Genomic DNA, 23,206 nt, shown 5'->3' with positions numbered 1-23,206 from the left:
TTTAAACATTTAAAGAAGAAACGCTGTGGAGGGAAGCATATGATTGAAAAATGGAATTTAAGTATGGAAGAAAGAAAAATATGGATTGCGCTTGGCGGGAGTGTGCTGTTTTCATTCTTACTGGCAATTCTTGTGATCCTTTTTGACACGCGCATATTAGCAGGAGTTGAATATTTACCGAAATGGACACTTACAAGTGTGGATCTGGCTCGCCAAATATTGGGACTACTAGCAGGCTCACTTTTCTCAGTCGCAACCTTTACCTTTGCGACAATGCTCTCCATTATTACACTTTATACATCGAATTTCAGTCCGAGGGCAATCGAAAACTTCTTGCTTAATCCCACTTCCATGCAAACGCTGGGGATTTTCTTAGGCGGTTTCATTTATTGTTTGGCCTCACTCTTTTTTATGCGCAGTTCAGAAGATGAATATGTCGTTATTTCAGCAACGATTGCCTTGATTTATGCGCTGGGGGCCGTCTTTACTTTTACCCGATTTGTTTATACGAGTTCACAGTACGTGCAACTTGAAAAATTAATCCATAGTTTATACGAGGAAGCACAAGAAGTATATGATAACTACATCAAGCGATTTGAAGATTTTCCATCTATCAAGCATCTCCCAGACATGTCTTTCATGTATACCTTTGATATCGTAGCCGCAAAGAGTGCCTACGTGGAGCATATCGACTTTGACACCTTGAAAAAGATAGCAGACGAGAAAGAAGCAAATATAATTGTGACCATACGTGTCGGTTATTTTGTCACCCAAGACGAACCGATTATGGAAATAAAAACGAATAAAAATATTGAAGATGAACTGGATGATATCACTAAAAGAGTGAATCAGAGCTTGAGTTTTGAAACGGAAAAGTCAGCCATGTATGACCCGGATTATGCACGTATAAAATTAACCGAAGTGGCTTTAAGAGCTGTATCGCCGGGCATCAATGACCCCAATACAGCAATACACGTCTTACATTACAAATCCTTACTGGAAAAGCGACTAGCCGGAATGCCTGGGAAATATGTCATCTTCATAAACGAAGACGAGAAAACAGCTGAAAACACTAAAGATACAATTGAAAAAGAGAGCAAAAATAACGAGAATAAGAAAAAGTATCACTCATCAAAAGGTGATAAAGAGGATCCTAAAAAGGAAGCTGACGAAAAAGGAATCGATCCACAAACGGATGAGTCAAGTGAAGAGCAAGAAGAAAATAAAGAAATAAAGACTGAAATCATTTCCTCAGACGAAAATGATAAAGAAAAGCAAGACGAAGAAAAAGATAAAGCAAACGAAAAAAGGAAACGAGTTATATCAGGTTTAAAAGAAGACGAAAACAATAAAACATATGAAGCGAGTTTAGAAGACAATAAAGATACTGAAAACAAAAGCAAGTCTAAAACAACGAATGAAAACAAGTATACGAGAAGTGTTTTTTATAGATATAATGACTTTGCGGAAGACTTACATTCAGGTTACTGGCAGCTTGTTTTTTACATGCAAAAAGACATCTCAGGCGTTCACGCATTATTCGATGCCCTCAAAACTATTTCATACGCCTCTCATCTTGATAATTTGGGTTTCATAAAAGAGTACAATGAATATTTGTATAATATGACATCCAAAAACTTTCAAGAAACCTTTGATCAAAACATCATCGAAAGAGACTATGAAGCAGTAAAGACAATAATCGAAAAGAAAAAAGCACAATTAAGTGAATAGTACTATCTTAAAGAGTATGAATGATTAGGGTTCATCCTCTTTCTGAACTTATTTAGGGGGAGGCCGTCATTAATTTCCCCCATTTTTATAAGTATAGATTAAAAATATAATAATCAAACCTTCTTTCAGCTAAAAGAATAGTGTATAATTATAACATAACAAGGAAATTAAAATCGTAATAAAAACTCAGTAAGCAAATCAAAATGATAAAGATATTAACTAGCAAGCATTCAAAGGAGAAAAAAAGCACTATGATAAATCTCATACCATTATTTCTAGGATTTAATATGATGGCTATTTCCAAAAGTACTATCTATAAAATTGCTAGTTTTAGTCTACTTATAATTGTTTTATATCTACTTAGCAAAAAGAACGGTTCTTCACCTTATGTCTTTTCTATTATTGGTGGATCAAATCATAACAATGAAAAAGATAAATCGAATCAAGAAAAGAACAGTTGGTTAAGAAATATATGGAGTAAATTATTTTTTTCCAATAAAGAAAAGCAGGCTCTAATCAAAGAGTTGGAAGAAAACAAGGAGAAACTATATCAAAAAACCTATTTTGATAAATTAACCAAATTGCCAAATCGCATGAAACTACGTAAAGAATTCAACGCGAAGAAAGCTGACTATGTAAAATATGAAAAAGAAGTATCTGTATTTCTATTAGACATCGATCGATTCAGAATAATTAATGATCTCTACGGTCGTGGCACTGGTGATGCAGTGATTAGAAAAGTCGCACAAAGACTTCGAAAAATTCTAAGTGGAACATCAATCATTGCTCGTGAAAGTGAAGATGAAATCTTTATCATGATTGAAGATATTAACGCTGAAGAAACAAGCCAATTCGCAGAAAAAATTGTGGATTTATTTAGGAAACCCTTTGAAATTAATGAGTACAAATTTTATGTCACTGCCAGTATAGGTATCAGCCGCTATCCAGAAACAGCTAATGATATTGATGTGCTCTTTCGACAAGCAGAAAATGCTATGTTTAAAGTGAAAAAGACGACAAAAAATAATTATCATATTTTCCTAATGGATGATGCCGATGCATTGGAGAGAAAAAGACGCATTGAATTTGGCTTGAAAGAAGCGTTATTAAACCACGAGCTATATTTAGTTAGTAATAATCAATACAGGAGAAATATATGGTGTCGAAGCCTTGTTGCGCTGGGAGCATTCAGATTTAGGTTTGATATCACCGGGGGAGTTTATACCTATAGCAGAAGAATCAGGAATGATAAATGAAATTGGTTATTGGGTCATACACGAAGCCGTCCGACAAACAAAAGATTGGCATGAACAAGGGAAAAAATTAAGTGTAGCTGTAAATGTCTCTGCAATGCAGTTTGAAGATCCCTATTTTGCGAAGCGGTTAAATAATGTTCTAACATTATATGAGCTAGAAGAAGAATACTTAAACGTAGAAATAACGGAAAGTATAATGAAGGACGTAGATCGTGCCAATAAAATAATAAAAGAATTGCATGATATTGGTGTAAGTGTGGCAATCGATGATTTCGGAACGGGGTATTCTTCCTTGAGTGTTTTAAATAATATATTTATTGATACGCTTAAAATTGATAAGACATTTATTGATAATATGCTTAATAAAAAAAATACTGCCTCTCTTGTAAAAACAATTATTAAAATGAGTAAAAGCATGAACTTTAAAACAGTAGCTGAAGGAATTGAAACAAACGACCAGTTACTTTTTCTGAAAGAAAATCATTGTGAATATGGACAAGGGTATTATTTCAGTAAACCCATATTGCCAGCTGAACTTATTGAACTTATAGACATAAAAGAAAAGCCGTAAAGCTATATACTTTACGGCTTTTTAACAAAAAGATGACTGAAAGCGTTATAACTTTATATAGTTATGATTTGGTATAATTGACTATTTTTATGAATAAATATAAAATTATTCTATTACAGTCATAGTTTTTTAATATTTAAATAACGAGGGATACTAACATGAAAAATAAAAGAAAGAGAATACTGATTTGGTTTTTAGTTGCTCCAATAGCAGCAATAATTCTTAGTACCGCCTATTACATACAAATAAATGTCCTGCCTTTTTTTAATATGGATTATATTCTTTTTTTACTATTAGCCATACTTGTTGGTTTTTTTCCAATTAAAACAGAAAATTCGATTTTGTTTTTAATTCCAGGAATATCATTGGCTGTTTTAGTCATTTTTGGATTAGTCCCCGAAGTCATTGTTTCTTCAATTGCACTCGTCATTTTAATGATGCGCTCCAAACTAAGGATTGACCAGCATTATAAATACGCAGTAAATTTAGTGATGTTTTATGTTTTGTCGGGTATATCAGCGGCCTTTTATTATTTTGCGATGTACCTAACAGATGTCTTATTTGGTACGTCTATATTATTACTGGCCTTGGTGGTCTATCTCGCCGCTCACTTTATCCTAAATCAAATAGGTGCCTATTTAATTAAACGGTATTACTATGAACAAACAAATACCAGAGTGTTTGATGAGCATTACTTGTTCTTCTTTTTTACCAATCTACTAATTTCTCCACTGTCATTTTTACTAGTATATTTATATGAATTGGTTGGAACAGTCGGCATTGTTATCGGAGCGTTCCCATTTCTGATTTTAACGATGGGGGTAAATACCATTTTCAAGAGTAAAATGCATAATAAGTATCTAAAAGAAATGAATTATTTTTCTCAAGAACTAAATGTGAAAAAAGTAGAGAAAATGTTCTAAACATATTTATTTATGCGTTGATTGAGATCTTTCCAGCAGAGGCCCTATCATACTTTACCGTAGACGAGGAGCATAATGTTTTAAGGAAAAGAGTTATTTTAAATAAGAAAGAGATTGATGTTCAAGATGAAGCGTTTACACTCGGTGAAAAGTCGGTTTTAAAACAAGCTATCACAGAAAATCAGATTTTTTATCGTAACTATGCCAAAGATTGGAAAAATGATTGTGAAAATGAACTATTGTATAATGCAGAGAGTGCCGTGATTATTCCGATTAGCGTACTTGATGGTGTCCAAGGCATTATATTAATGACACATAACGCCCGCTCAATTTATGATGAAATGATTATTTCTTTGCTTAAAGTTTTTCATAAATATTTCATTATTGCAATGGACAATGCCCTGCATTATGAACAATTGGAGATAAACGCCGAAATGGATTTCTTGACACAACTACCTAATTTAAAAGGTTTAGCGAAAAAATTGGGAAGTGTGAAACAAGAGAAGACGTTAACCCAATTATCTTTAATTGTAATGGACTTGGATTTTTTCAAAAGAATCAATGACACGCATGGCCATCAATCTGGTAATGAAGTACTTAAAGAATTAAGTCAAAGGCTTAAAACTAACTTGGCGAAGGACAATTACATCGCTAGATTTGATGGGGAAGAGTTTATCATTTTGTTACCAAATTATTCTCAAACCTCTGCAGTAGACGTAGCTGAAAAAATACGTCATTTAATTGGAGACACGCCATTCGCTATTAGGGAATCAATAAAATCAAGTGATGAGAAAAGTATTTCAGTAACTGCAAGTCTAGGGGTAGCGACGAGTACGAATAATGATACAGATATAGAAGAATTGATTCAGCTTGCTGATCGTGCAATGTATATTGGATCAAAACAACAAGGCAGAAATAGAGTGACCGTTGCTCAAAAAGGAAGTTAGACTTATGACTATAAAAAGTGTATTCAAACAGTTAAAAAAGAATGACGATGGCGTTACTTTAGTTGAGCTCTTAGCTGCCATTGCTATCTTATCGATAGTAGTGACAGCCTTTTTGGCTTTTTTCATCCAAGCGGCTGAAACCAATAACCGTACAAATGAATTAAATGAAGCAACTTTTTTGGCACAGGAAGAAATGGAATTAGTTACAAGTTACTCAAGTGGAAATTACAGCGATCAAGAGGTTGTAAATAGTTTTTTTGAAGGAACTATGCAAAGAGAAAAAACGACAAATGGATTTACTGTAAAAACAACGTTAACAGAACCTGACGGGGATACTAAATTATATAAAGTAATCGTTACAGTCGAAGGGGATAAAGGACATGCTAAAATGGAGACACGCTTGCCATTCGAAAAGGATACAAACAAATAATAAAATACAGTGGAAGAGTGATAAGGGGATTACTTTAATCGAATTACTTGCTTCCTTAGCTATCCTTTCAATTGTTATATTACTTGCCGGTTCAGTCAATATATTTGGACAAAAACAATTCATTAACCAGACACAATCAGCGAGTCAAGCTAATGATATGAGCTACGCCTTGTCCGTGATGTCACGAGATTTAAGAAAAGAAGAAGCAGGTGCAGTGAGTGTGACGGAAGTGGAAGATGGGAAAGAAATAACGACCAATAGTGGATTAACGTTCACTTATATAAATTCAAAAAATCAATTAAGAAAAAATGGAACAGTTCTTGTTGATGCGATCAGTTCAGCGGAATTTGAAAAAAACGATAATAATATCAAAATCATTCTAAAAAATAATTCACCACAAGTAAAAGACAAGTCTTATCAGACAACTATTTACTTTAGGAGGTAAACAATGTCATTCAAACACTTACGTTCATATATTAAAAATGAAGAGGGTAGTGGCCTTATTCTTGCACTAATGACATTATTAGTTTTATCTGTCCTCGGAGCCTCTTTGGGTGCTGTAACCATAGGTAGTTTTAAGTTAGGGGATAACACGCGTGATGACAGTTCTGCTTATTACATAGCAGAAGCGGGCGCCAACATGGCTTATGAAGAAATGAAAGCTGGAGTTATGGCTGTTTACGATAAAAACCTTCCTGAAAATTCTTTTTTTAACGGTGAAGATGGAGTAAAGGGAGTAAGAGAATCGATAAACGGGGAAGGGTACACTTTTGAAGAACAGTCAGGAGAGGTACCAACCGCTACAATTACAGTAAAGGAAGTATCAAATGCTAATCCCAGAGAATATGTTATCACCTCAGTAGGTGAAGTAGATGGCAAGACAAGAACAGTGAAGAAACCTGTAGAAGTTAGTTGGATAAAGCAAGAAACAGGTCAAATAATAAATTTTCCGCAAAATGCTGCAATACTATCTAAAGAAGGCATTGAAGTGAAAAATGAAGGGGCAACTATAATTGGAGATATCCATTTGGATGCTTTAGGACCACCAGGCTTTAAATCTACAAAAAATTTCAACTTTAGTGACACCGTTTATCTTCATCCTAATTTGAATGGGAAATTCAATAAGGTCACTCAGGGCGGAGTAGCTAAAAGAAAGAATTTAAAGACAAGAGATAAACCATTACCTTTTCTGGGGTCTTTCTTACTACATAGGAGATTGACAATATGACTGTCTCAATGCTACTTATTCTTTTCTTATACGGTTTAATTTTTGGATCGTTTTTTAATGTTGTTGGTTTGCGCGTTCCCAATAAGACTTTATTCAAACAAAAGCGCTCTTATTGTGATACGTGTGAACGGACGCTTACTTGGTCTGAGCTTATTCCTGTCTGGTCTTTTATAGCTCAAAAAGGGAAATGTAAAGAATGCAAATCTAAAATCTCTTTACTGTATCCAACGATGGAACTCGCCACTGGCTTTTTATTTGTCTTCACTTATTACATAACAGGATTTAATGCAGATTTTATTTTTGCCCTCTTACTCATAGCTATGATTATTCCCGTCACTGTTTCAGATATCGTGTATCGTCGGATCCCGAATCGCTTACTGCTCTTTTTCAGTTTGTTGTTCGTCAATTACCGCTTGTTTTACCCACTCGATCCTATTTGGGATTCCTTTATCGGTGCTGGCTTTGCCTTGGTCCTTGTCTTCCTAATTATTTTAATTTCTAAAGGCGGCATGGGGATGGGTGATTTGAAATATTACACACTCTTTGGCTTTATCTTTGGTTTGAGTCATTTCTTGCTTTTATTCTTTCTATCTACTTTATATGGAGCGATTTTTGGTCTCATTTTTGCCAAAATTAAAAAATTAGGACGTAAAGCAAAAATACCTTTTGGTCCATTTATTGGACTATCTGCATTAACCGTTTTTTACTTTGGTGATGCCTTAATTCAATGGTATTTGAATCTCTTTCTTTAAATCACAATCCGTATTCTAATTAATTCTTTACCGGAGGAACTTACTATGTTATTTGATTCTAAACCTTTAATATATTTTCAACTACTAGATCAGAGTTTAAGATACTTGGCACTGGACCCAAAAAATCATACCATTATTGATAAAGATGAAATTGTCTTTGAAACAACTATACTAGAAGATGGGAAAATCACTAATATTCCTTTACTAGAAACACGCCTAGATGCTTTGGTGAAAGAAAAAAAGTGGAAAAATGCTAAAGCGCATTTCCTTCTACTCAATGATTTTGTTGCGGTGAGAGAAGAGACCGTACCCCTGCAGCTAACGCCATCTGAGATAAAAGACTATTTATCTCTACATATCAATCAGTCTATTCGTTTGCCTTTTGATAATCCGATATTTGATTTTCAACTTATCGAAAAGAATGAAGATGGACAGAGGGTAGTGATTATTGCTTATCCAAAAGAATTTGTGAAGCAGTACCAAACCATTTTACAGAATGTTTCTTTGAAGCCAGTAGTAGCTGATATTTCGGCCTTGTGCTTTTATAGAGTGGCTGAAAAGCAAAACCTCATTGATCAAAATCAGAAGAATCATTCCTTAGTTTTAGAATGGAACCCATCTGAACTATCGATTATGGTTTTCAATAATGATGCCCCTACCTTTAACCGACATTCCCGTTCTCAACGTATAGCTGGAAATTGGGAAATAGATAGCAACGGAAAGTGGACTTGGAAAAGTTCAGAAAATGAACGTGATATGATGCTTGAGGATCAATTAGATGGTCTGGAACGCTTCTTAGATTTTTACCGATACAGTGTTCTAGATGGTAAAGGGAGTGTCAAGCAGATTATTTTAACGGGTCACTATCCCGATTTAGAAGAAGTGAAAGGTTATCTTTCAGATAGATTTGAAGCAAGTGTACAACTTCTTGAATTGCCTGATACACTTGGTCAGTCTTTTGGTGCGTTATATGGCCTGTCTCTTAAAGAAGGCAATGTTAAAGTGAAACGCAAAACGAAGCGAGAGACTAAGAACGAGGAAAGAGAGGTAAAGTAGATGATAAATATTAATTTCTTTGAAAAAAAACAAGTTAATATTCTTCCTTATATTGTAGCAGGCGTCTTCTTTATTCTTTTTTTAGCCATGGGAATCTATTTTTTCTTCACGCATTCTTATTATTCAGAATCAATTCAAGATGATAAAGAGTGGGTACAAGCGAATGCTTCAGATGTCGCTTTATCACGTCGCACCGAGCAAATCGATGAGCGTACGATGCAAGCAGGGGAAGTACAAGAAACACTTTTAACTTCTCAATATCCAATGAGTTATGTAGCCAAGGATTTGACAGCGCTGATTCAAAAGGAAGAAGAACGCGTGCAAACTTACCAGTTAAGTGAAACGGATCAAGTGGTATTGGTACTTGAAAAGACTAATGTAGAGGAAGCCTCATCTATCATTGATCGCTTCAATCAGGTTGAATATATCGATAACGTGCAATTATTGAGACTTGAAAATCAACAAAATGATAACAACCAGTATTTGTTTGAAGTAACGCTTGATATAAATCGAGAGCGTCTGCATGAGGTGACTAAAAAATGACAATAAAATGGAATAGAGAAAGTCTTCTCATTATGTTGACCCTGGTCGCAATATTAATTGGACTATTCTACTATGGTAATCAGTATTTTGTCTCGCCAGTTAAAGAGGAAGCAGCGACCTTATCTACTTTGGTTGAAAATCAGCAGGCTGTGCTCTCTGAGTATACTCCAGATGAAGGTTTATATAATGAATATGAGTCAGAATATACTACAACGAAGGCATATTTACCCATAGATGATGCTACAGAAAAAGCCATGGTCACACTTGAGCAGTTAGCTGGAAATGAGAAAGTAAACATTTCAACCGTTTCTCAGCTTTCGGATCATGAGTTAGTAGAAGGTGTGCCAAACGGTTTTGTGAAAAATACGTATCAAGCTGATGTAACGAGTGACTCAGCAAAAAGTTTGCGTAATCTCATTGAGCGCTTAATGACAGAAGAACGCGTTTGGAACCTAACCTCATTTTCTTATGAGAAAAACGGTGAAGCGACCTATTCTGGTACTTTTACCTTTGAATTATTTTACTACGATGATCTATCTGAATAAGGAAACGATCCTCAGAGCTATTTTAATGAAAGCAGAAGGACTTCGATTGCTGAAATCGAAACCTCCTGCTTTTTTGTAACTTAAATCATTATAGTGGGCGTGCTTATCTCGTAGGTATACGAGTAAATCAGTTTTATTTCTCATTTTAACTGTAAAATATCGAACTCAGCGCCAAGCACCAACTGAGTGAACACTTTCTGAACACAAATGTCGAACTCAGCGTCTAGCGCCAACTGAGTGAACACTTTTCTGAACACAAATGTCGAACTCAGCGCCAAGCATCAACTGAGCAAGCACTTTCGATAGATATGGCCCAATACCTTTTAAACAAAAGTAAAATAAGGAAGAGAGATGGCTATCTCTCTTTTTCATCATTCAAGATCTAAGTACTTATTTGCTGCAGCATAAGGGTTGTTAGATATAAGAAGTAAATTCAAACCTAAAATGAACACATTTCGAGTTTTGTGCCTAGCAATTTTTATAAATGTCGCGTATCATAGATAGAGTTAGTTTTTAAGTGGACAAAAAGACACGAACTAAAATCAATAAAGATAGAAAAGGACGTTAAATATGGAACAAAATAAAATGGGTGTTATGCCCATCAATAAACTTTTAATTAGTATGTCTCTACCGATGATGTTATCTATGATTGTACAATCTTTGTATAATGTAGTGGACAGTATTTTCGTTGCTCAATTGAGTGAAAATGCGTTGACAGCTGTAACACTAGCCTTTCCCGTACAAAATTTAATGATTGCGATTCAGGTAGGTACAGGAGTAGGGATGAACGCACTTCTTTCAAGAAGATTGGGCGAAAATAATTATGAAAAGGCCAATAATGCAGCTAGTAATGGTGTGTTCTTATCGATACTGCATTACCTGGTGATCTTGATTTTAGGATTGACGATTGTGCCGTTCTTTTTCAGAAGCCAGACCAGTAATCCTGAGATACTAGCTCAAGGTGAATCTTATATGCGCATCATCATGATTTTTTCGCTAGGACTTTTCTTGCAAGTCATTTTTGAAAAACTCTTACAAGGAACAGGTAAATCAGTCTTTTCCATGTGGGTACAAGGTTCTGGAGCGATTATCAATATCATTTTAGACCCATTCTTCATTTTCGGTTGGTTCGGTTTCCCAGCATTAGGTGTTACCGGTGCTGCTGTAGCCACTGTTATTGGACAAACAGTCGCCGCCTTAATTGGGGTACTATTAAATTATTATAAAAATGATGAAATTAAATTGCAGTACAAAAATTTCCGTCCGCATTTAGAGACGATCAAAGATATTTACGTCGTTGGTGTTCCGTCATCGATGATGATTGCTATTACGTCAGTAACGATTTTCTCAATGAATAAAATTCTACTGAAATTTTCACCGACTGCGATTGCGGTATTCGGAGTTTACTTCCGTTTACAAAGTTTTGCATTCATGCCTATATTCGGGTTAAATAACGGAATGATACCAATCGTTGCGTTTAACTACGGGGCACGTAATAAAGAACGAATAAAGGAAGCCATCCGATTATCTATTATTTATGCGATGATATTTATGCTGATTTGCTTAGCTATTTTCCAATTTTTCCCTGTCACGCTATTAAATTTATTTAATGCATCACCAGAGATGCTGGAGATTGGCGTGCCAGCCATGCGCATCATCAGTATTAGTTTCTTGTTTGCTGGCTTTAGTATTATTGTCAGTACCATATTCCAGGCCTTCGGGAAAGGAACATTTGGTTTATACGTATCCTTTACCCGACAAGTGATCGTTTTGATTCCACTGGCCTACCTCTTTTCACTAACAGGGAATGTAGACACTATTTGGTGGTCATTCCCAGTATCTGAACTGGTTTCAGCACTCTTGTGTGTGTATTTCTTACGCGTTATTTTCAAGAAATATGTGGAACCACTACCCGATGAGCCAATCATTACAAATAGTTTATAGACTTAGAAAAGCTGTTTCTCTTTAACTTAGGAGAAGCAGCTTTTTCTTATAGATGAAAAGATTAAATAGGACAGTTTTTTATTTGTGAAGACTTTCATTAGAGACTCTTAATATAAGGTGTATCATTATGAGAATACACAAATCATTATATGGAAACGCTTACTTTATAAGTGGTCTATATGTATAATTGAAAGTACTTATCATAGGAGTTTGGGCGCTTCAGTAAAAAGAGCCTAGCGAACAAACTTGATAAATCTAGTAAAGGAGTGGGGCCATCGAGTCAAGTATAAGAATGAGCACGTTTTTCTTTTAAGGTCAGCAAATAGAATAATATTGGAGGAAAAATACATGATAAATAAGGATCGATTGGCAAGAAAATTAGGGTTGCTTACTTGTGTTACTGTGATGTCATCACTTTCTTTCGCACTCACTGATGAGGTTCATGCGGAGGAAGACAATACCCAAGTCACTATTTTAGGAACTACGGATTTACACGGTAATATTTATAACTGGAGTTACGAAAATGGGGAAGAAGTTAATGATATAGGGATGGCCAAAGTTTATTCGGTTATTGAAAAGGTGCGTGCTGAGAATCCAAACACACTACTTATTGATAACGGGGATACTATACAAGGAACAATACTTACAGATGATCTTTACAATACTGATTTAATGTTGGACAACCCAGTCATTGATGTGATGAATTTTATGGAATACGATGCGATGACTTTAGGTAATCATGAATTTAACTTTGGTTTAGATATGGTTCATAAAATAATGGAAGAATCAGAGTTCCCCATGTTGGCCGCTAATGCTAAATTAAAAAATGATGACAGTTATCTTGCTCAACCTTATACAATTGTCGAAGTTGATGGAATAAAAGTAGGGATCATTGGATTTACTAACCCAAATATTCCAAAGTGGGATGGTCCTAAAGTTACAGACCTATATTTTGAAGACTTTTTAAAGGCGGCTGAAGGGCCTATGAAAGAATTGAATGAAAAAGCAGATGTTATTATTGCTTCATCACATTCTTCTTACACAGGTGGCTACGAAGAATCAGAAGGCTATATCAATGATGATGCTCAAAAAATTCTAGAAGCTTATCCGGAAATAAAGGCATTAATGGTTGGACATAGCCATTCAGTTGTAAATGAGAATTATAACGGGGCCGCCGTTGGTGGTGCAAATGATGCAGGGGCACAAGTGGTTCGTTTTGATTTGGATATCTCCAAAGAGGGCGAAGAGTATACAGTAGACAGTAGCACGACAGAATTAATTTCAGTAGAAGGATATGAAGCCTCTGAAGAGTTGAAAACCTATGCTAGTGAATACCATGAAAAGACACTCGGATTTTTAGAAGATGTCATAGGTACAGCATCGGATGATTTCACTCCGAAGCAGCGCGTTAAAGGGATTCCTGAAGCGCAATTACAGGATACAGCTGTGATTGACCTAATCAATGAGGTGCAGCTGGAAGCCACAGGAGCAGACGTTGCAGGTGCTGCCTTGTTCAGACCCAACTCAACATTAAAAGCCGGCGATCTAACTTATGCAGATATCTTTGACATCTATAAATATCCAAACACGCTTGTAGGTGTAGAAGTGACAGGTGCGCAGCTTAAGAAATATATGGAATGGTCAGCCCAGTATTATAATCAATATACTGAAGGCGATGTTACAATAAGTTTTGATCCAGAGATCAGAGGCTACAATTATGACATGTTCCAAGGTATTGACTATAAGGTAGATATTTCTAAACCTATCGGCGAGCGTATCGTGGATCCTATTTTCAAAGGAAAGCCACTTAAGGATGATGATGTTGTAAAACTTGCAGTTAACAACTATAGATACGGTGGGCTTTCAGCGATGGGGCTTATCACTGAGAAACCTTATTTCGAGTCAGATCCAAAATCTCTCAGATCCTATATTGCTGATACAATTAGAGATGCTGGGGTAATCAAACCTTCAACCGATGACAACTGGGAAATCATTGGCGCAGACCTTGACCATGCATTAAGCGACTATATTATTGGTGAAGTTAATGCTGGAAATATTGAATTGCCTGTTTCGGAAGATGGAAGAAGCTACAACTCCCAAGCTTTAAATGCAATTGAAATGATTGAAAATGGTGAAATTCCAGAATCTGTTTTGAAGAAACATGGTTTAATAGAAGACGAGGAAAAACCAGGTAATGGAAATGAAGAGACAGAGAAGCCGGATGGTAATGACGAAACAGATAAAGACAAGGAAACAGATAAGGATCAGGATAAAGATAAAGAAACAGACAAAGACAAAGAAACAGACAAAGATAAAGACAATGAGATAAATAAAGATAAAGAGACAGATAATACAGAGACAGACAAAGACAAAGATAAAGAGACAGATAAAACAGCAACAGATAAAGACAAGTCAAAAGCTGAAGACACTGAAAAAACAACAAAAGAAGATGAAGATGGCGAACGTCTCCCTAAAACAGCGACAACAACTTGGTTATTTGGACTCATTGGTTTAGGAAGTGTATCCCTTGGTTCAGCCGCTCACTTCTTTAAAAAGAAAGTTAAATAACTGACGCAACACACGCATAACTAACGAAAGAGCTAAATGAAACACTCCTCTTGAAGTCGGCTCACTTCAAGAGGAGTGTTTTTTTGTTTGAGGATATTGACTTACACATATAGAAAATTTTAAAAATAAAAACTCTGCTCTAAACTAAATGGAACAAGGAAAATAAACGGATATCCTTTAAATGACTTGCTAGGAGGTATCTGTGTTAATAAACCTTCACTTTAAACCTGTACCCAAATAATCAAGACCTACAAAAAAACATCGTTACACTCTTTAACCCCAACGACTTTTTCATGAAATATAAGTACGTCTGTGTTAAGATGATAGAATACTGAAAAGAAAAAGAGGCGAGTTAATATGTCTTATTCAACACAGATGATCGAAGCGATTCAGAGCGAAGAATTGGATTTAGCATCTGAATTACTTCGACAAGCTATTGATATGGATAATGATGAAGACCTATATGCTCTAATTGAAACCCTATATGATTTAGGTTTTTTAAATGAAACAAGAGAAGTTGTTACCGAACTTATCACGCGACACCCTGATGATGATGGTTTGACGCTAACTTTAGCAGAAATAGCGATTGAAGAGGGAGATGAGCTGGAGGCTTTCGATCGATTAAGCCAAGTGGATCCGTCTAGCCCGTACTATGTCCAGTCGCTCCTTGTCTCGGCTGACTACTATCAGACACTTGAGTTGCCTGAGGTATCTAGAGAAAAACTACTCGAAGCTAAAAAGTTAATGCCTGAAGAACCCGTGATTGATTTTGCTTTGGGAGAATTGCTTTTTACTAGTGGAAAATATAGAGATGCAATCGGTTATTATGAACGTTTATTAACCGACCATCACCTCGAATTTGCTGGAACAAGTATTTATGGAAGATTAGGTAGCGCTTATGGAATAATTGGCGACTTGGATAATGCCATTGATTATATGAACGAGGCAGTAGAGATGCAAGAAAGCACAGAGCATCTTTTCCAACTTGGGTATCTTTATTTCCAAAAAGAAGATTATACACGCTCAACTGAATTATTTAATAAAGTAAAAGAGCAAGACCCAAGTTATACTTCAGTTTATGTTTACCTTGCACAAGGATATTTGAAGCAGAATAACGAAGAAGAGGCGCTTAAAATTGTAGAAGAAGGACGATTTTATGATAAAGAAAATCCTTTGCTTTACAGTGTGGGAGCTGAGGCGAGCTTAGCTAAGGGAGATACGGAGACTGCCGAGTCCTTTTATTTCAAAGCGTTAGATCGTGACCCTGAAAATCTAACGTTAACCTTGCATCTATCGAACCTGCTTATTGAACAGGAACGATTCCAAGAGGCGCTTAAGTTAATGGAAGTGAAACTGGAAGCTGGTGAAGAGGATCCGCAACTCTTTTGGAACAGTGCGAAGGCGTATAATAGCGAGGAAGACTTTGACAACGCGAGAGATAAGTACGAAAGAGCGTATGATTTATTGAAAGATTCACCTGAGTTTCTGAAAGATTATGCTGTTTTTCTTCGTGAAGATGGAGACAAAGATGGATTTGTTCAATTAAGTAAACACTATTTAACAATGAAACCAGATGACTTGGAAGTTGCTGAATGGGTAAACAATGAAGAACTGTATTAATTTTGGTATAATGTAAACAAGCTAGAGGAGGGGAGTATCCATGTATAATCGTGTTCAGTTAAAAGATAAGAAAGTATTCTTGAAGTGGTTCTTGGAGCGTTATCAGTTGAAGAAAAGAGAGTCGATGTGGATCTTAAATTATTTGCTTAATCACGACATCGTTTTAAACAAAACAAAATTTGTTGAAAAAGCGGATCACACTCCTCGAGGAATTAGTATGGGAACTGTTGGAGTGGACAATGCCGCTTTCCGATTTTATAAAGATGGCGTCACTTTCGACCACCCTGAACAGGCCTTTCATGAGGTTAGACTCAACTGGCACACTGAAATATATATCGAGCTGTTTTTCAAAGATGCTGAATTGTCTCCAGAGTATGCAAAAGTGCTTGAAGATAATCCTTATGCAAAGTGGAATGACCTTGTACCAGAAGAGTTGAACCAGCAGGTCGATGACGCAATGGATAGTTTTTATTTACAAGAGAAAAAACAGAAATTACTTGATGAAATTGATTATGCCCTTGAAACAGATAACCGTAAAGACTTCTATGACCTTACAGAAAACTTAAAAAATATTGAAATTAAACTAGAAAATGAAGTGTCTCCTTCATAACACTACGAAATGAGGAGAATGAATATGACAGAGATGCAAGACATGCAAGACAGAGTGGATGAGTATATTGGACAATTTAAAGAGGGGTATTTTCCTCCTCTTGTCCAACTCGCTCGTTTAACAGAAGAAGTAGGCGAGCTTTCTCGAGAAATTAATCATGTTTATGGCCAAAAAAAGAAAAAGACTAGTGAGGCTTACAAACCAATGGAAGAGGAAATTGCCGATGTCCTCTTTGTCCTTATCAGTTTATCCAATACACTTGATATTGATTTATCAAAAGCCTTTGAGTTAACGATGAAAAAATTTGAATCACGCGACTATTTTCGTTTTGAACGTAAGGATGGACAAACGGATACAGATGCGAATAGTTGAGGAATAAAGGAGAGAAAGAACATTGAAGCTAGATATTAGCGTCAGATGTTCGTTTATATTATGAAGCAAGTTCCAATTACAGGTGAATTCAAAAAGGCTCTGCCCGTTTTGAAGACCATTCAATCCGCTGGTTTTGAAGCATATTTTGTGGGAGGAAGCGTACGTGACGCTGTCTTAAACAAGGCTGTTAATGATGTTGACATCGCTACGAGTGCCTTTCCGCAAGAGATTAAAAAGTTATTCAAGAAAACAGTGGATGTCGGTATTGAGCATGGAACGGTTATGGTTTTGATGGAAGACGAAAGTTATGAAGTTACGACTTTTCGGACCGAATCGACGTATCAAGATTTCAGACGTCCTGATTCGGTTACTTTTGTGCGCTCTTTGAAAGAAGATTTAAAACGACGAGACTTGACAATTAACGCCTTTGCTATGGATGACACAGGTGAAATCAAAGATTTCTTTGGCGGTGAACAGGATCTTAACAACAAAGTGATCCGTGCAGTTGGAAAAGCCGAAGAACGTTTCCATGAGGATGCTTTACGAATGATGCGGGCTGTAAGATTTGCAGCTCAACTTGGGTTTCATCTCGAAGCAGATACATTTTATGCTATTGTAGTGAATGCTCATTTATTGAAAAACATTGCTGTTGAGCGTATTCGTATAGAATTTGTTAAAATGGCGATGGGGAAACATCTTATGGAGGGCATGACAGGTTTTATAGAATCCAATTTGTATAAATATTGCCCTGGACTTATTCACGCTAATAAGGAATTAGAAAAAGTCGCGAAGGTAAAGGAACCGATTGAGAATGAACGCCATGTTTGGGCGCTGCTTTTATATTATCTTGGTATCCAAGAAGAAAAAGAAGCGCATGCATTTTTAAAACGTTGGAAATTGTCTAACCAACTCATTAAGGAAAGTACCGATTTACATCAACTCTTCCTTCATCGCCTTCTTTTTGAGCATACGAATGAAACGGTTTATCAGTATAAAAAAGAACGGGCTTTAGAAGCAGAAATTCTTTTAAATCAGGTTGGTAAAACGGGCAACAATAAATCAGTAGAGCGTATTGATGATGAGCTACCGATTCATTCAAGAGACGACCTGGCTATAAATGGAAAAATTATACTTCAAGAAACAGAACGTTCTGGCGGGAAATGGTTAGGGATAGCGATTAGTGCTGCAGAAAAAGCTGTAGTGAAAGGCAAACTCGCCAATGAAACATCAGAAATACTTATTTATTTAAAAGAAAATAATTACATGCCTTGATGAAAAAATAATTCGTTTACTAGGAGGGAGGAATACAATGAAGAAAGATCAAATTTATGCCATCGTTGATATTGAAGCCACAGGAGCAAGTATTGGTAAGGATGAACGGATGATCCAATTTGCTTGTGTCCTTGTAAAAAACGGAAAAACGATTGAAACATTTGATTCCTTTGTCAATCCTTCTCGTAAAGTCAGCGGGCTTATTCGTAATTTAACAGGAATATCCAGTAAAGATTTAGCAACGGCTCCCTATTTTGAAGACATTGCTCATCTCATCCATCAACTACTGGAAGATACCATATTTGTTGCGCACAATGTTGGGTTTGATTTTAGATTTTTAAATGAATGCTTTCGACGTGTCGGTATGCCAGCACTAACAATACCGGCAATAGATACCGTCTTACTCTCGCAAATCCTCTTTCCAAAAGAAGAGAGTTACAAGCTAAAGGAGTTAACCGCCTCACTTGGATATACCCTTAATCATGCGCACAATGCGCTTTTCGATGCTAAGGCAACGGTTTATCTCTTAAATAAATTGGATGAAAGATTAAAAAAATTGCCCTTAGTTACTGTTGAGAAATTAGCGGAATTATCTGCTGCAACAACAGCTGAGACGTCTCTTTTTTTCAAGCACGCTTTAAAGGAGATGAAAGAACAGCCAATTGATTTAGATGAATCACTGATTATTATCGAAGGATTAGCACTTAAAAAGCCGATGACGGATAATGAACAGCTGACCCATCGTTCAAAGCATACATATCCTTACAAAGAAACAGACAAGCGCGCACAGTTAGAATTAATGGGATTAAGTTATCGTGAGAGCCAAAATCAAATGATGAATACCATTTTCAATTACTATAAGCAAGAAACCCCTGATTGGATTCAGTTTATTGAAGCGCCAGCGGGATCAGGAAAATCCTTAGGCTATTTATACCCCAGTCTTTTCTTGTCTTCGCCGAAAGAGAAAGTTGTCATTTCAACTTATACAAAGCTCCTTCAACGCCAACTTGTTGAGGAGAATCTAGCTAAATTACTAGAAGGTTTGCCTTTCAGTAAAACAATTGCACTGATGAAAAGCCCAAGTCAGTATCTATCGCTATCTGCTTTTTACAGTAAATTAAAAGACGTGGATGCAAGTGACACGGAGGCTATCTTTTGCATGAAGTTACTTGTCTGGTTGACTGAAACAGATGAAGGAGATTTGGAAGAGATTGGTTTAGGAAAAACCCTCCATCATGCATTTTGGACGGAAGTTAAGAGCGTGTTAAATGCTAAAACGCCATTCGAATGTTTCAAAGAGGTCGATTACCTTGCGCGCAGGGAGAAGCGTATGGAAAAGGCCTCAATACTTGTAACAAATCATGCTTATTTATTTTCACAATGGCGGCAGTTTCCTGATACCTTTGATAATACTAATCTGCTCCTTGATGAAGCACATCATATTCCTGATGTCATTGAGCAGAACGCTACGATACGCCTTTCTGTGAAAACTATAACCAATGAACTTAAGCAATTAGGCTCGAAGGAAAAAGAAGAGACTTTGCTAAATGATTGCCTTGAATTATTACCTTCTGAGAATATAAAGGGTTATCAGCTAGATACACTGCATTCATCGGTAGCGATGGTATCGGAAGGCTGGGAAATGTGGTGTAAGAAATGGATTGATTGGCTCATTCATGCCGATTCATATGAAGACCGTATAGTTGAATGGAAAGAAAAAACACTCTATTTCAATGAACTTCCCCTTGATATTAAGCGCGATACCAAGTTCTTTTGTAGAAACTTAGAAGAACTGGTTTATGTAGGTCAACAGTTAACAAGTGCTCTAAATAAAGCAGAGGAAAAATTAACTCAAAAGGAAAAGCGACTTTTGTCTAAAATTAATGCTATACTTGATCATTTTCTAACGGTGACGAAACGATTTAACTATCTCTTTTCGTCAGTTGAGTCTTCTAATCCAACCGTTGTTCGGTTTTATTCCAAGAATCCATTATCAACATTAAGCTTTTATCGCTTTGATCAAGAAGTTAAGGATACGCTTTTAAGTCAGTTTAATTCAGCGAATCATATCGTTTTAACCAGCAGTACTTTGTCGGTGAACGGTTCGGTATCTTATTTGAAAAACCAACTTGGAATAGAGAACAATCAATTAGCTCTTTATCCTTCTTCTTATAATTATGCAAAACAGGCAAAATTATATGTGACAACAGATGTGGATACCCATGCGCAAAAAAATAATAGCGTTTCAACATCTTTTATCACTGAACAAATTGAGCGAGCGTTAAGTAAAACAGATGAAAATTGTCTTGTCTTGTTCCGATCACATGATATGATCCAAAAGGTTTACAAACGACTCATCCAGCGTGGGAATCTTAATAATCGGACTATTCTGGCTCAAAACATTTCAGGTAGCACGGCCAAAATAAAAAAACAGTTCAAGAAAGCTAGGCAAAGTGTTCTTTTAGGTTCAGATAGTTTTTGGGAAGGGGTCGACTTTCCTTTAGACGAATTGAAGATAGTAATGATTACTAAATTGCCTTTTGACTCACCCGATATGCCAATGGTTAAAAGACGCCATCAGAGTATGCGAGCTAGGGGAGAGAATCCTTTTGTCAATGATGTTTTGCCACGTGCGGTGATTAAATTCAAACAGGGGATTGGTCGTTTGATACGTAGTCAAGAGGATAAGGGTGTTTGGATTGTTTTAGACCGTCGTTTTGTTGAAGCAAGCTATGCTCCCATGTTTTTAAATTCTTTACCGGAAGATTTAAAAGTCAACGAGCAGCCACTTGACCAAATTAGTGAAGATTTATCTGATTTTTTTGAGACGGAAGAATAGGAGACAGACGCTAGTTTAAAATATTAAAAAGGCGTATTTATTTATCTCTGTCGATTTGATATACTTAGAGCATTGATTAGAAAGAAATAAATGAGGAGACCAATGTGAAAAAAGTTATTATAGCACTTGTACTGATTCTCAGCGTCTTTATCGTTGGAGGCATATACATCTACCAGAGTGCAAATGCTTCCTATGCTCAAGCCGAGCAAGAAACCGTCGCTTTTCTAAAAGAACGGACAGATTTAAAAGATGTGGATGAATTTTACTGGTACAATAGTGAAGCAACCATTTTTACAGTTAAGGGTTCCAATGAATCGGCAGAAGAGAAGTACTATCTTGTGAAAACTGACGGCGGGACAGTCATTATGTTCGATGCTGCTGATATGGTTACCGAACAAGAAGCACGTAGAAAAACAAATGAAGCGCGGTCCCCAAAACGTATTTTGAATGCGAAGATTGGATTAATGGAAGAAACACCAATCTGGGAAGTCACATATAAAAATGAACACGATCGCTTAGGATACTATATCATTGATCTAAAAACAGGTGAATGGATAAGGTCTGTCGATAATATCTGATTTTGATTATATTACTAAAGGAGACACATAATGAAAAAGATACAGATTATAGACTCAAAAAACCACGTTGGTGAAAAAGTTAAGATAGGTGCTTGGGTCGCTAATAAGCGTTCCAGCGGTAAAATTGCTTTTTTAAGCTTACGTGACGGTTCTGCCTTTTTCCAAGGCGTTGTTGTAAAAAGTAACGTTGAAGAAAAGATTTTTGACCAAGCTAAAAGTTTAACACAAGAGAGTTCTGTTTGGATTACAGGTACGATTCAAGAAGATTCGCGTTCAAAATTCGGTTATGAAATACATATCGAAGATATTGAATTGATTAGTGAAGCCGTCGATTACCCTATTACACCCAAAGAACATGGGACAGAATTCTTAATGGATAACCGACACTTATGGTTGCGTTCATCTAAGCAACACGCAATCATGCAGATTAGAAATGAAATTATTCGTGCAACTTACGAATTTTACAATAATGAAGGCTTCGTTAAAATTGATCCACCTATTTTGACAGGAAATGCTGCGGAAAACACGACAGAACTTTTCCAAACCAAGTATTTTGACCGAGATGCTTTCCTATCTCAAAGTGGTCAGCTATACATGGAAGCTGCTGCAATAGCACTCGGACGTGTCTTTTCATTTGGACCAACGTTTAGAGCTGAGAAATCCAAAACACGCCGTCACCTTATTGAATTTTGGATGATGGAACCTGAAATGGCCTTTATGAATCATGATGAATCTCTAGAAGTTCAAGAAAAATATGTTGCCTATTTAGTTGAAAATGTACTAAATAACTGTGACCACGCTCTAGATGTCCTTGAACGAGACAAAGAAATATTGAAGAGATATACTGAACTGCCTTTCCCACGCATTTCATATGATGAAGCTGTTGATATGCTTCAGAAAAATGATTTTGACGTCACATGGGGGGAAGACTTTGGTTCGCCAGAAGAGACCTTTATTGCGGAACACTATGACAAACCCGTGTTCATTGTCAATTACCCGAAAGCAATCAAACCATTCTATATGAAGAAGCATCCAGAACGTGATGATGTTGTTTTATGTGCCGACATGATTGCGCCTGAAGGATATGGTGAGATTATCGGTGGATCTGAACGTGAAGATGACTATGAGACACTCCGTCAGGAAATCATTGACTTTGGCTTAAATGTAGCCGATTATGAGTGGTATCTAGATCTACGTAGATATGGAAGTGTGCCACATTCAGGCTTTGGTTTAGGATTAGAGCGTATGGTGACATGGATCAGTGGAACGGAACACATTCGCGAATCGATTCCATTCCCACGTTTGTTGAACCGTATTTACCCATAAAACGAACAGTATAAAATGTGAAAGGAGGATTGGGATTTATACCCGGTCCTTTTTTCGTAGATTATTAAGAAAACCATGTAATTTAGCACTTTTAA

At 36.4% G+C, this 23,206-nt stretch carries 21 protein-coding genes; all 21 read left to right on the top strand.

From position 1 onward, the window contains the following. Positions 1 to 39 precede the first annotated feature (39 nt). The 21 genes from BMX83_RS02060 to asnS all read left to right on the top strand — a co-directional run bounded on the left by BMX83_RS02060 (position 40) and on the right by asnS (position 23,111). Positions 40 to 1,731: a DUF2254 domain-containing protein gene (locus BMX83_RS02060; protein ID WP_091632648.1), complete on the top strand. Its 1,692-nt coding sequence runs from the start codon at positions 40 to 42 to the stop codon at positions 1,729 to 1,731. A gap of 251 nt (positions 1,732 to 1,982) precedes the next feature. Beyond that, positions 1,983 to 2,987, top strand: a complete 1,005-nt coding sequence (locus tag BMX83_RS02055) for a GGDEF domain-containing protein (protein WP_177170458.1) — start codon at positions 1,983 to 1,985, stop codon at positions 2,985 to 2,987. Continuing rightward, positions 2,902 to 3,558 (top strand): EAL domain-containing protein, encoded by a 657-nt coding sequence (locus BMX83_RS02050; RefSeq protein ID WP_342707554.1) that lies wholly within the window; start codon positions 2,902 to 2,904, stop codon positions 3,556 to 3,558. The genes BMX83_RS02055 and BMX83_RS02050 overlap by 86 nt, the downstream gene beginning before the upstream one ends. Positions 3,559 to 3,716: 158 nt before the next feature. Next, on the top strand, positions 3,717 to 4,481 hold the full coding sequence (locus BMX83_RS02045; protein ID WP_091632639.1) for a hypothetical protein: 765 nt from the start codon (positions 3,717 to 3,719) through the stop codon (positions 4,479 to 4,481). 17 nt (positions 4,482 to 4,498) lie between these two features. Next, entirely contained in the window at positions 4,499 to 5,428 is a 930-nt protein-coding gene (locus tag BMX83_RS02040; protein WP_091632636.1) for a GGDEF domain-containing protein, read from the top strand. Positions 5,429 to 5,432: 4 nt separating this feature from the next. After that, positions 5,433 to 5,858 carry a type IV pilus modification PilV family protein gene (locus BMX83_RS02035; RefSeq protein WP_091632634.1) on the top strand — a complete coding sequence of 142 codons (426 nt, stop codon included), beginning with the start codon at positions 5,433 to 5,435 and terminating at the stop codon, positions 5,856 to 5,858. After that, positions 5,809 to 6,303, top strand: coding sequence for a PilW family protein (locus BMX83_RS02030; RefSeq protein ID WP_091632631.1), 495 nt, complete (start codon positions 5,809 to 5,811; stop codon positions 6,301 to 6,303). The genes BMX83_RS02035 and BMX83_RS02030 overlap by 50 nt, the downstream gene beginning before the upstream one ends. A 3-nt stretch (positions 6,304 to 6,306) precedes the next feature. Further along, a complete protein-coding gene (locus tag BMX83_RS02025) occupies positions 6,307 to 7,086 on the top strand; it encodes a PilX N-terminal domain-containing pilus assembly protein (RefSeq protein WP_091632629.1) in 780 nt (259 codons plus the stop codon). Then, positions 7,083 to 7,838: a prepilin peptidase gene (locus tag BMX83_RS02020; RefSeq protein ID WP_091632626.1), complete on the top strand. Its 756-nt coding sequence runs from the start codon at positions 7,083 to 7,085 to the stop codon at positions 7,836 to 7,838. The genes BMX83_RS02025 and BMX83_RS02020 overlap by 4 nt, the downstream gene beginning before the upstream one ends. A 45-nt stretch (positions 7,839 to 7,883) precedes the next feature. Beyond that, on the top strand, positions 7,884 to 8,894 hold the full coding sequence (pilM, locus tag BMX83_RS02015) for a type IV pilus biogenesis protein PilM (RefSeq protein WP_091632623.1): 1,011 nt from the start codon (positions 7,884 to 7,886) through the stop codon (positions 8,892 to 8,894). Then, entirely contained in the window at positions 8,895 to 9,437 is a 543-nt protein-coding gene (locus BMX83_RS02010; protein ID WP_091632621.1) for a hypothetical protein, read from the top strand. It begins immediately after the preceding gene. After that, the gene (locus tag BMX83_RS02005) at positions 9,434 to 9,982 is read left to right on the top strand and encodes a hypothetical protein (RefSeq protein ID WP_091632618.1); all 549 of its coding nucleotides are present in this window, start codon (positions 9,434 to 9,436) and stop codon (positions 9,980 to 9,982) included. The genes BMX83_RS02010 and BMX83_RS02005 overlap by 4 nt, the downstream gene beginning before the upstream one ends. Positions 9,983 to 10,552: 570 nt before the next feature. Then, on the top strand, positions 10,553 to 11,926 hold the full coding sequence (locus BMX83_RS02000) for an MATE family efflux transporter (RefSeq protein ID WP_091632616.1): 1,374 nt from the start codon (positions 10,553 to 10,555) through the stop codon (positions 11,924 to 11,926). Positions 11,927 to 12,274: 348 nt separating this feature from the next. Further along, positions 12,275 to 14,494 carry a bifunctional metallophosphatase/5'-nucleotidase gene (locus BMX83_RS01995; protein ID WP_218141907.1) on the top strand — a complete coding sequence of 740 codons (2,220 nt, stop codon included), beginning with the start codon at positions 12,275 to 12,277 and terminating at the stop codon, positions 14,492 to 14,494. A 357-nt stretch (positions 14,495 to 14,851) separates the two neighbouring features. Further along, the gene (locus BMX83_RS01990; RefSeq protein ID WP_091632613.1) at positions 14,852 to 16,114 is read left to right on the top strand and encodes a tetratricopeptide repeat protein; all 1,263 of its coding nucleotides are present in this window, start codon (positions 14,852 to 14,854) and stop codon (positions 16,112 to 16,114) included. A gap of 40 nt (positions 16,115 to 16,154) precedes the next feature. Beyond that, positions 16,155 to 16,724, top strand: coding sequence for a ReoY family proteolytic degradation factor (locus tag BMX83_RS01985; RefSeq protein ID WP_091632610.1), 570 nt, complete (start codon positions 16,155 to 16,157; stop codon positions 16,722 to 16,724). A 9-nt stretch (positions 16,725 to 16,733) separates the two neighbouring features. Beyond that, positions 16,734 to 17,096 (top strand): nucleotide pyrophosphohydrolase, encoded by a 363-nt coding sequence (locus BMX83_RS01980; RefSeq protein ID WP_425425824.1) that lies wholly within the window; start codon positions 16,734 to 16,736, stop codon positions 17,094 to 17,096. A gap of 60 nt (positions 17,097 to 17,156) precedes the next feature. Further along, on the top strand, positions 17,157 to 18,368 hold the full coding sequence (locus BMX83_RS01975; protein ID WP_091632769.1) for a CCA tRNA nucleotidyltransferase: 1,212 nt from the start codon (positions 17,157 to 17,159) through the stop codon (positions 18,366 to 18,368). 37 nt (positions 18,369 to 18,405) lie between these two features. After that, a complete protein-coding gene (locus BMX83_RS01970) occupies positions 18,406 to 21,207 on the top strand; it encodes a helicase C-terminal domain-containing protein (RefSeq protein WP_091632605.1) in 2,802 nt (933 codons plus the stop codon). Positions 21,208 to 21,311: 104 nt separating this feature from the next. Further along, complete coding sequence (locus tag BMX83_RS01965) at positions 21,312 to 21,785, top strand: cell wall elongation regulator TseB-like domain-containing protein (RefSeq protein ID WP_091632603.1); 474 nt, start codon at positions 21,312 to 21,314, stop codon at positions 21,783 to 21,785. A gap of 30 nt (positions 21,786 to 21,815) precedes the next feature. After that, positions 21,816 to 23,111, top strand: coding sequence for an asparagine--tRNA ligase (asnS, locus tag BMX83_RS01960; RefSeq protein ID WP_091632600.1), 1,296 nt, complete (start codon positions 21,816 to 21,818; stop codon positions 23,109 to 23,111). The last annotated feature ends 95 nt before the right edge of the window (positions 23,112 to 23,206 follow it).

It is taken from the genome of Alkalibacterium gilvum, from assembly GCF_900109085.1.
Taxonomy (GTDB): Bacteria; Bacillota; Bacilli; order Lactobacillales; family Carnobacteriaceae_A; genus Alkalibacterium; species Alkalibacterium gilvum.
This window is presented reverse-complemented; position numbering and strand designations above follow the sequence as displayed.

Bases quoted from the DNA above. Each gene is read 5' to 3' on its own strand.
- BMX83_RS01975 (WP_091632769.1), top strand. From the start codon at position 17,157: ATGAAGCAAGTTCCAATTACAGGTGAATTCAAAAAGGCTCTGCCCGTT.
- BMX83_RS02025 (WP_091632629.1), top strand. From the start codon at position 6,307: ATGTCATTCAAACACTTACGTTCATATATTAAAAATGAAGAGGGTAGT.
- BMX83_RS01990 (WP_091632613.1), top strand. From the start codon at position 14,852: ATGTCTTATTCAACACAGATGATCGAAGCGATTCAGAGCGAAGAATTG.
- BMX83_RS01970 (WP_091632605.1), top strand. From the start codon at position 18,406: ATGAAGAAAGATCAAATTTATGCCATCGTTGATATTGAAGCCACAGGA.
- BMX83_RS01985 (WP_091632610.1), top strand. From the start codon at position 16,155: ATGTATAATCGTGTTCAGTTAAAAGATAAGAAAGTATTCTTGAAGTGG.
- BMX83_RS02060 (WP_091632648.1), top strand. From the start codon at position 40: ATGATTGAAAAATGGAATTTAAGTATGGAAGAAAGAAAAATATGGATT.
- BMX83_RS01995 (WP_218141907.1), top strand. From the start codon at position 12,275: ATGATAAATAAGGATCGATTGGCAAGAAAATTAGGGTTGCTTACTTGT.
- BMX83_RS02005 (WP_091632618.1), top strand. From the start codon at position 9,434: ATGACAATAAAATGGAATAGAGAAAGTCTTCTCATTATGTTGACCCTG.
- BMX83_RS02030 (WP_091632631.1), top strand. From the start codon at position 5,809: ATGCTAAAATGGAGACACGCTTGCCATTCGAAAAGGATACAAACAAAT.
- BMX83_RS02020 (WP_091632626.1), top strand. From the start codon at position 7,083: ATGACTGTCTCAATGCTACTTATTCTTTTCTTATACGGTTTAATTTTT.
- BMX83_RS02055 (WP_177170458.1), top strand. From the start codon at position 1,983: ATGATAAATCTCATACCATTATTTCTAGGATTTAATATGATGGCTATT.
- BMX83_RS02035 (WP_091632634.1), top strand. From the start codon at position 5,433: ATGACTATAAAAAGTGTATTCAAACAGTTAAAAAAGAATGACGATGGC.
- BMX83_RS02010 (WP_091632621.1), top strand. From the start codon at position 8,895: ATGATAAATATTAATTTCTTTGAAAAAAAACAAGTTAATATTCTTCCT.
- BMX83_RS01980 (WP_425425824.1), top strand. From the start codon at position 16,734: ATGAGGAGAATGAATATGACAGAGATGCAAGACATGCAAGACAGAGTG.
- pilM (WP_091632623.1), top strand. From the start codon at position 7,884: ATGTTATTTGATTCTAAACCTTTAATATATTTTCAACTACTAGATCAG.
- BMX83_RS02045 (WP_091632639.1), top strand. From the start codon at position 3,717: ATGAAAAATAAAAGAAAGAGAATACTGATTTGGTTTTTAGTTGCTCCA.
- BMX83_RS02000 (WP_091632616.1), top strand. From the start codon at position 10,553: ATGGAACAAAATAAAATGGGTGTTATGCCCATCAATAAACTTTTAATT.
- asnS (WP_091632600.1), top strand. From the start codon at position 21,816: ATGAAAAAGATACAGATTATAGACTCAAAAAACCACGTTGGTGAAAAA.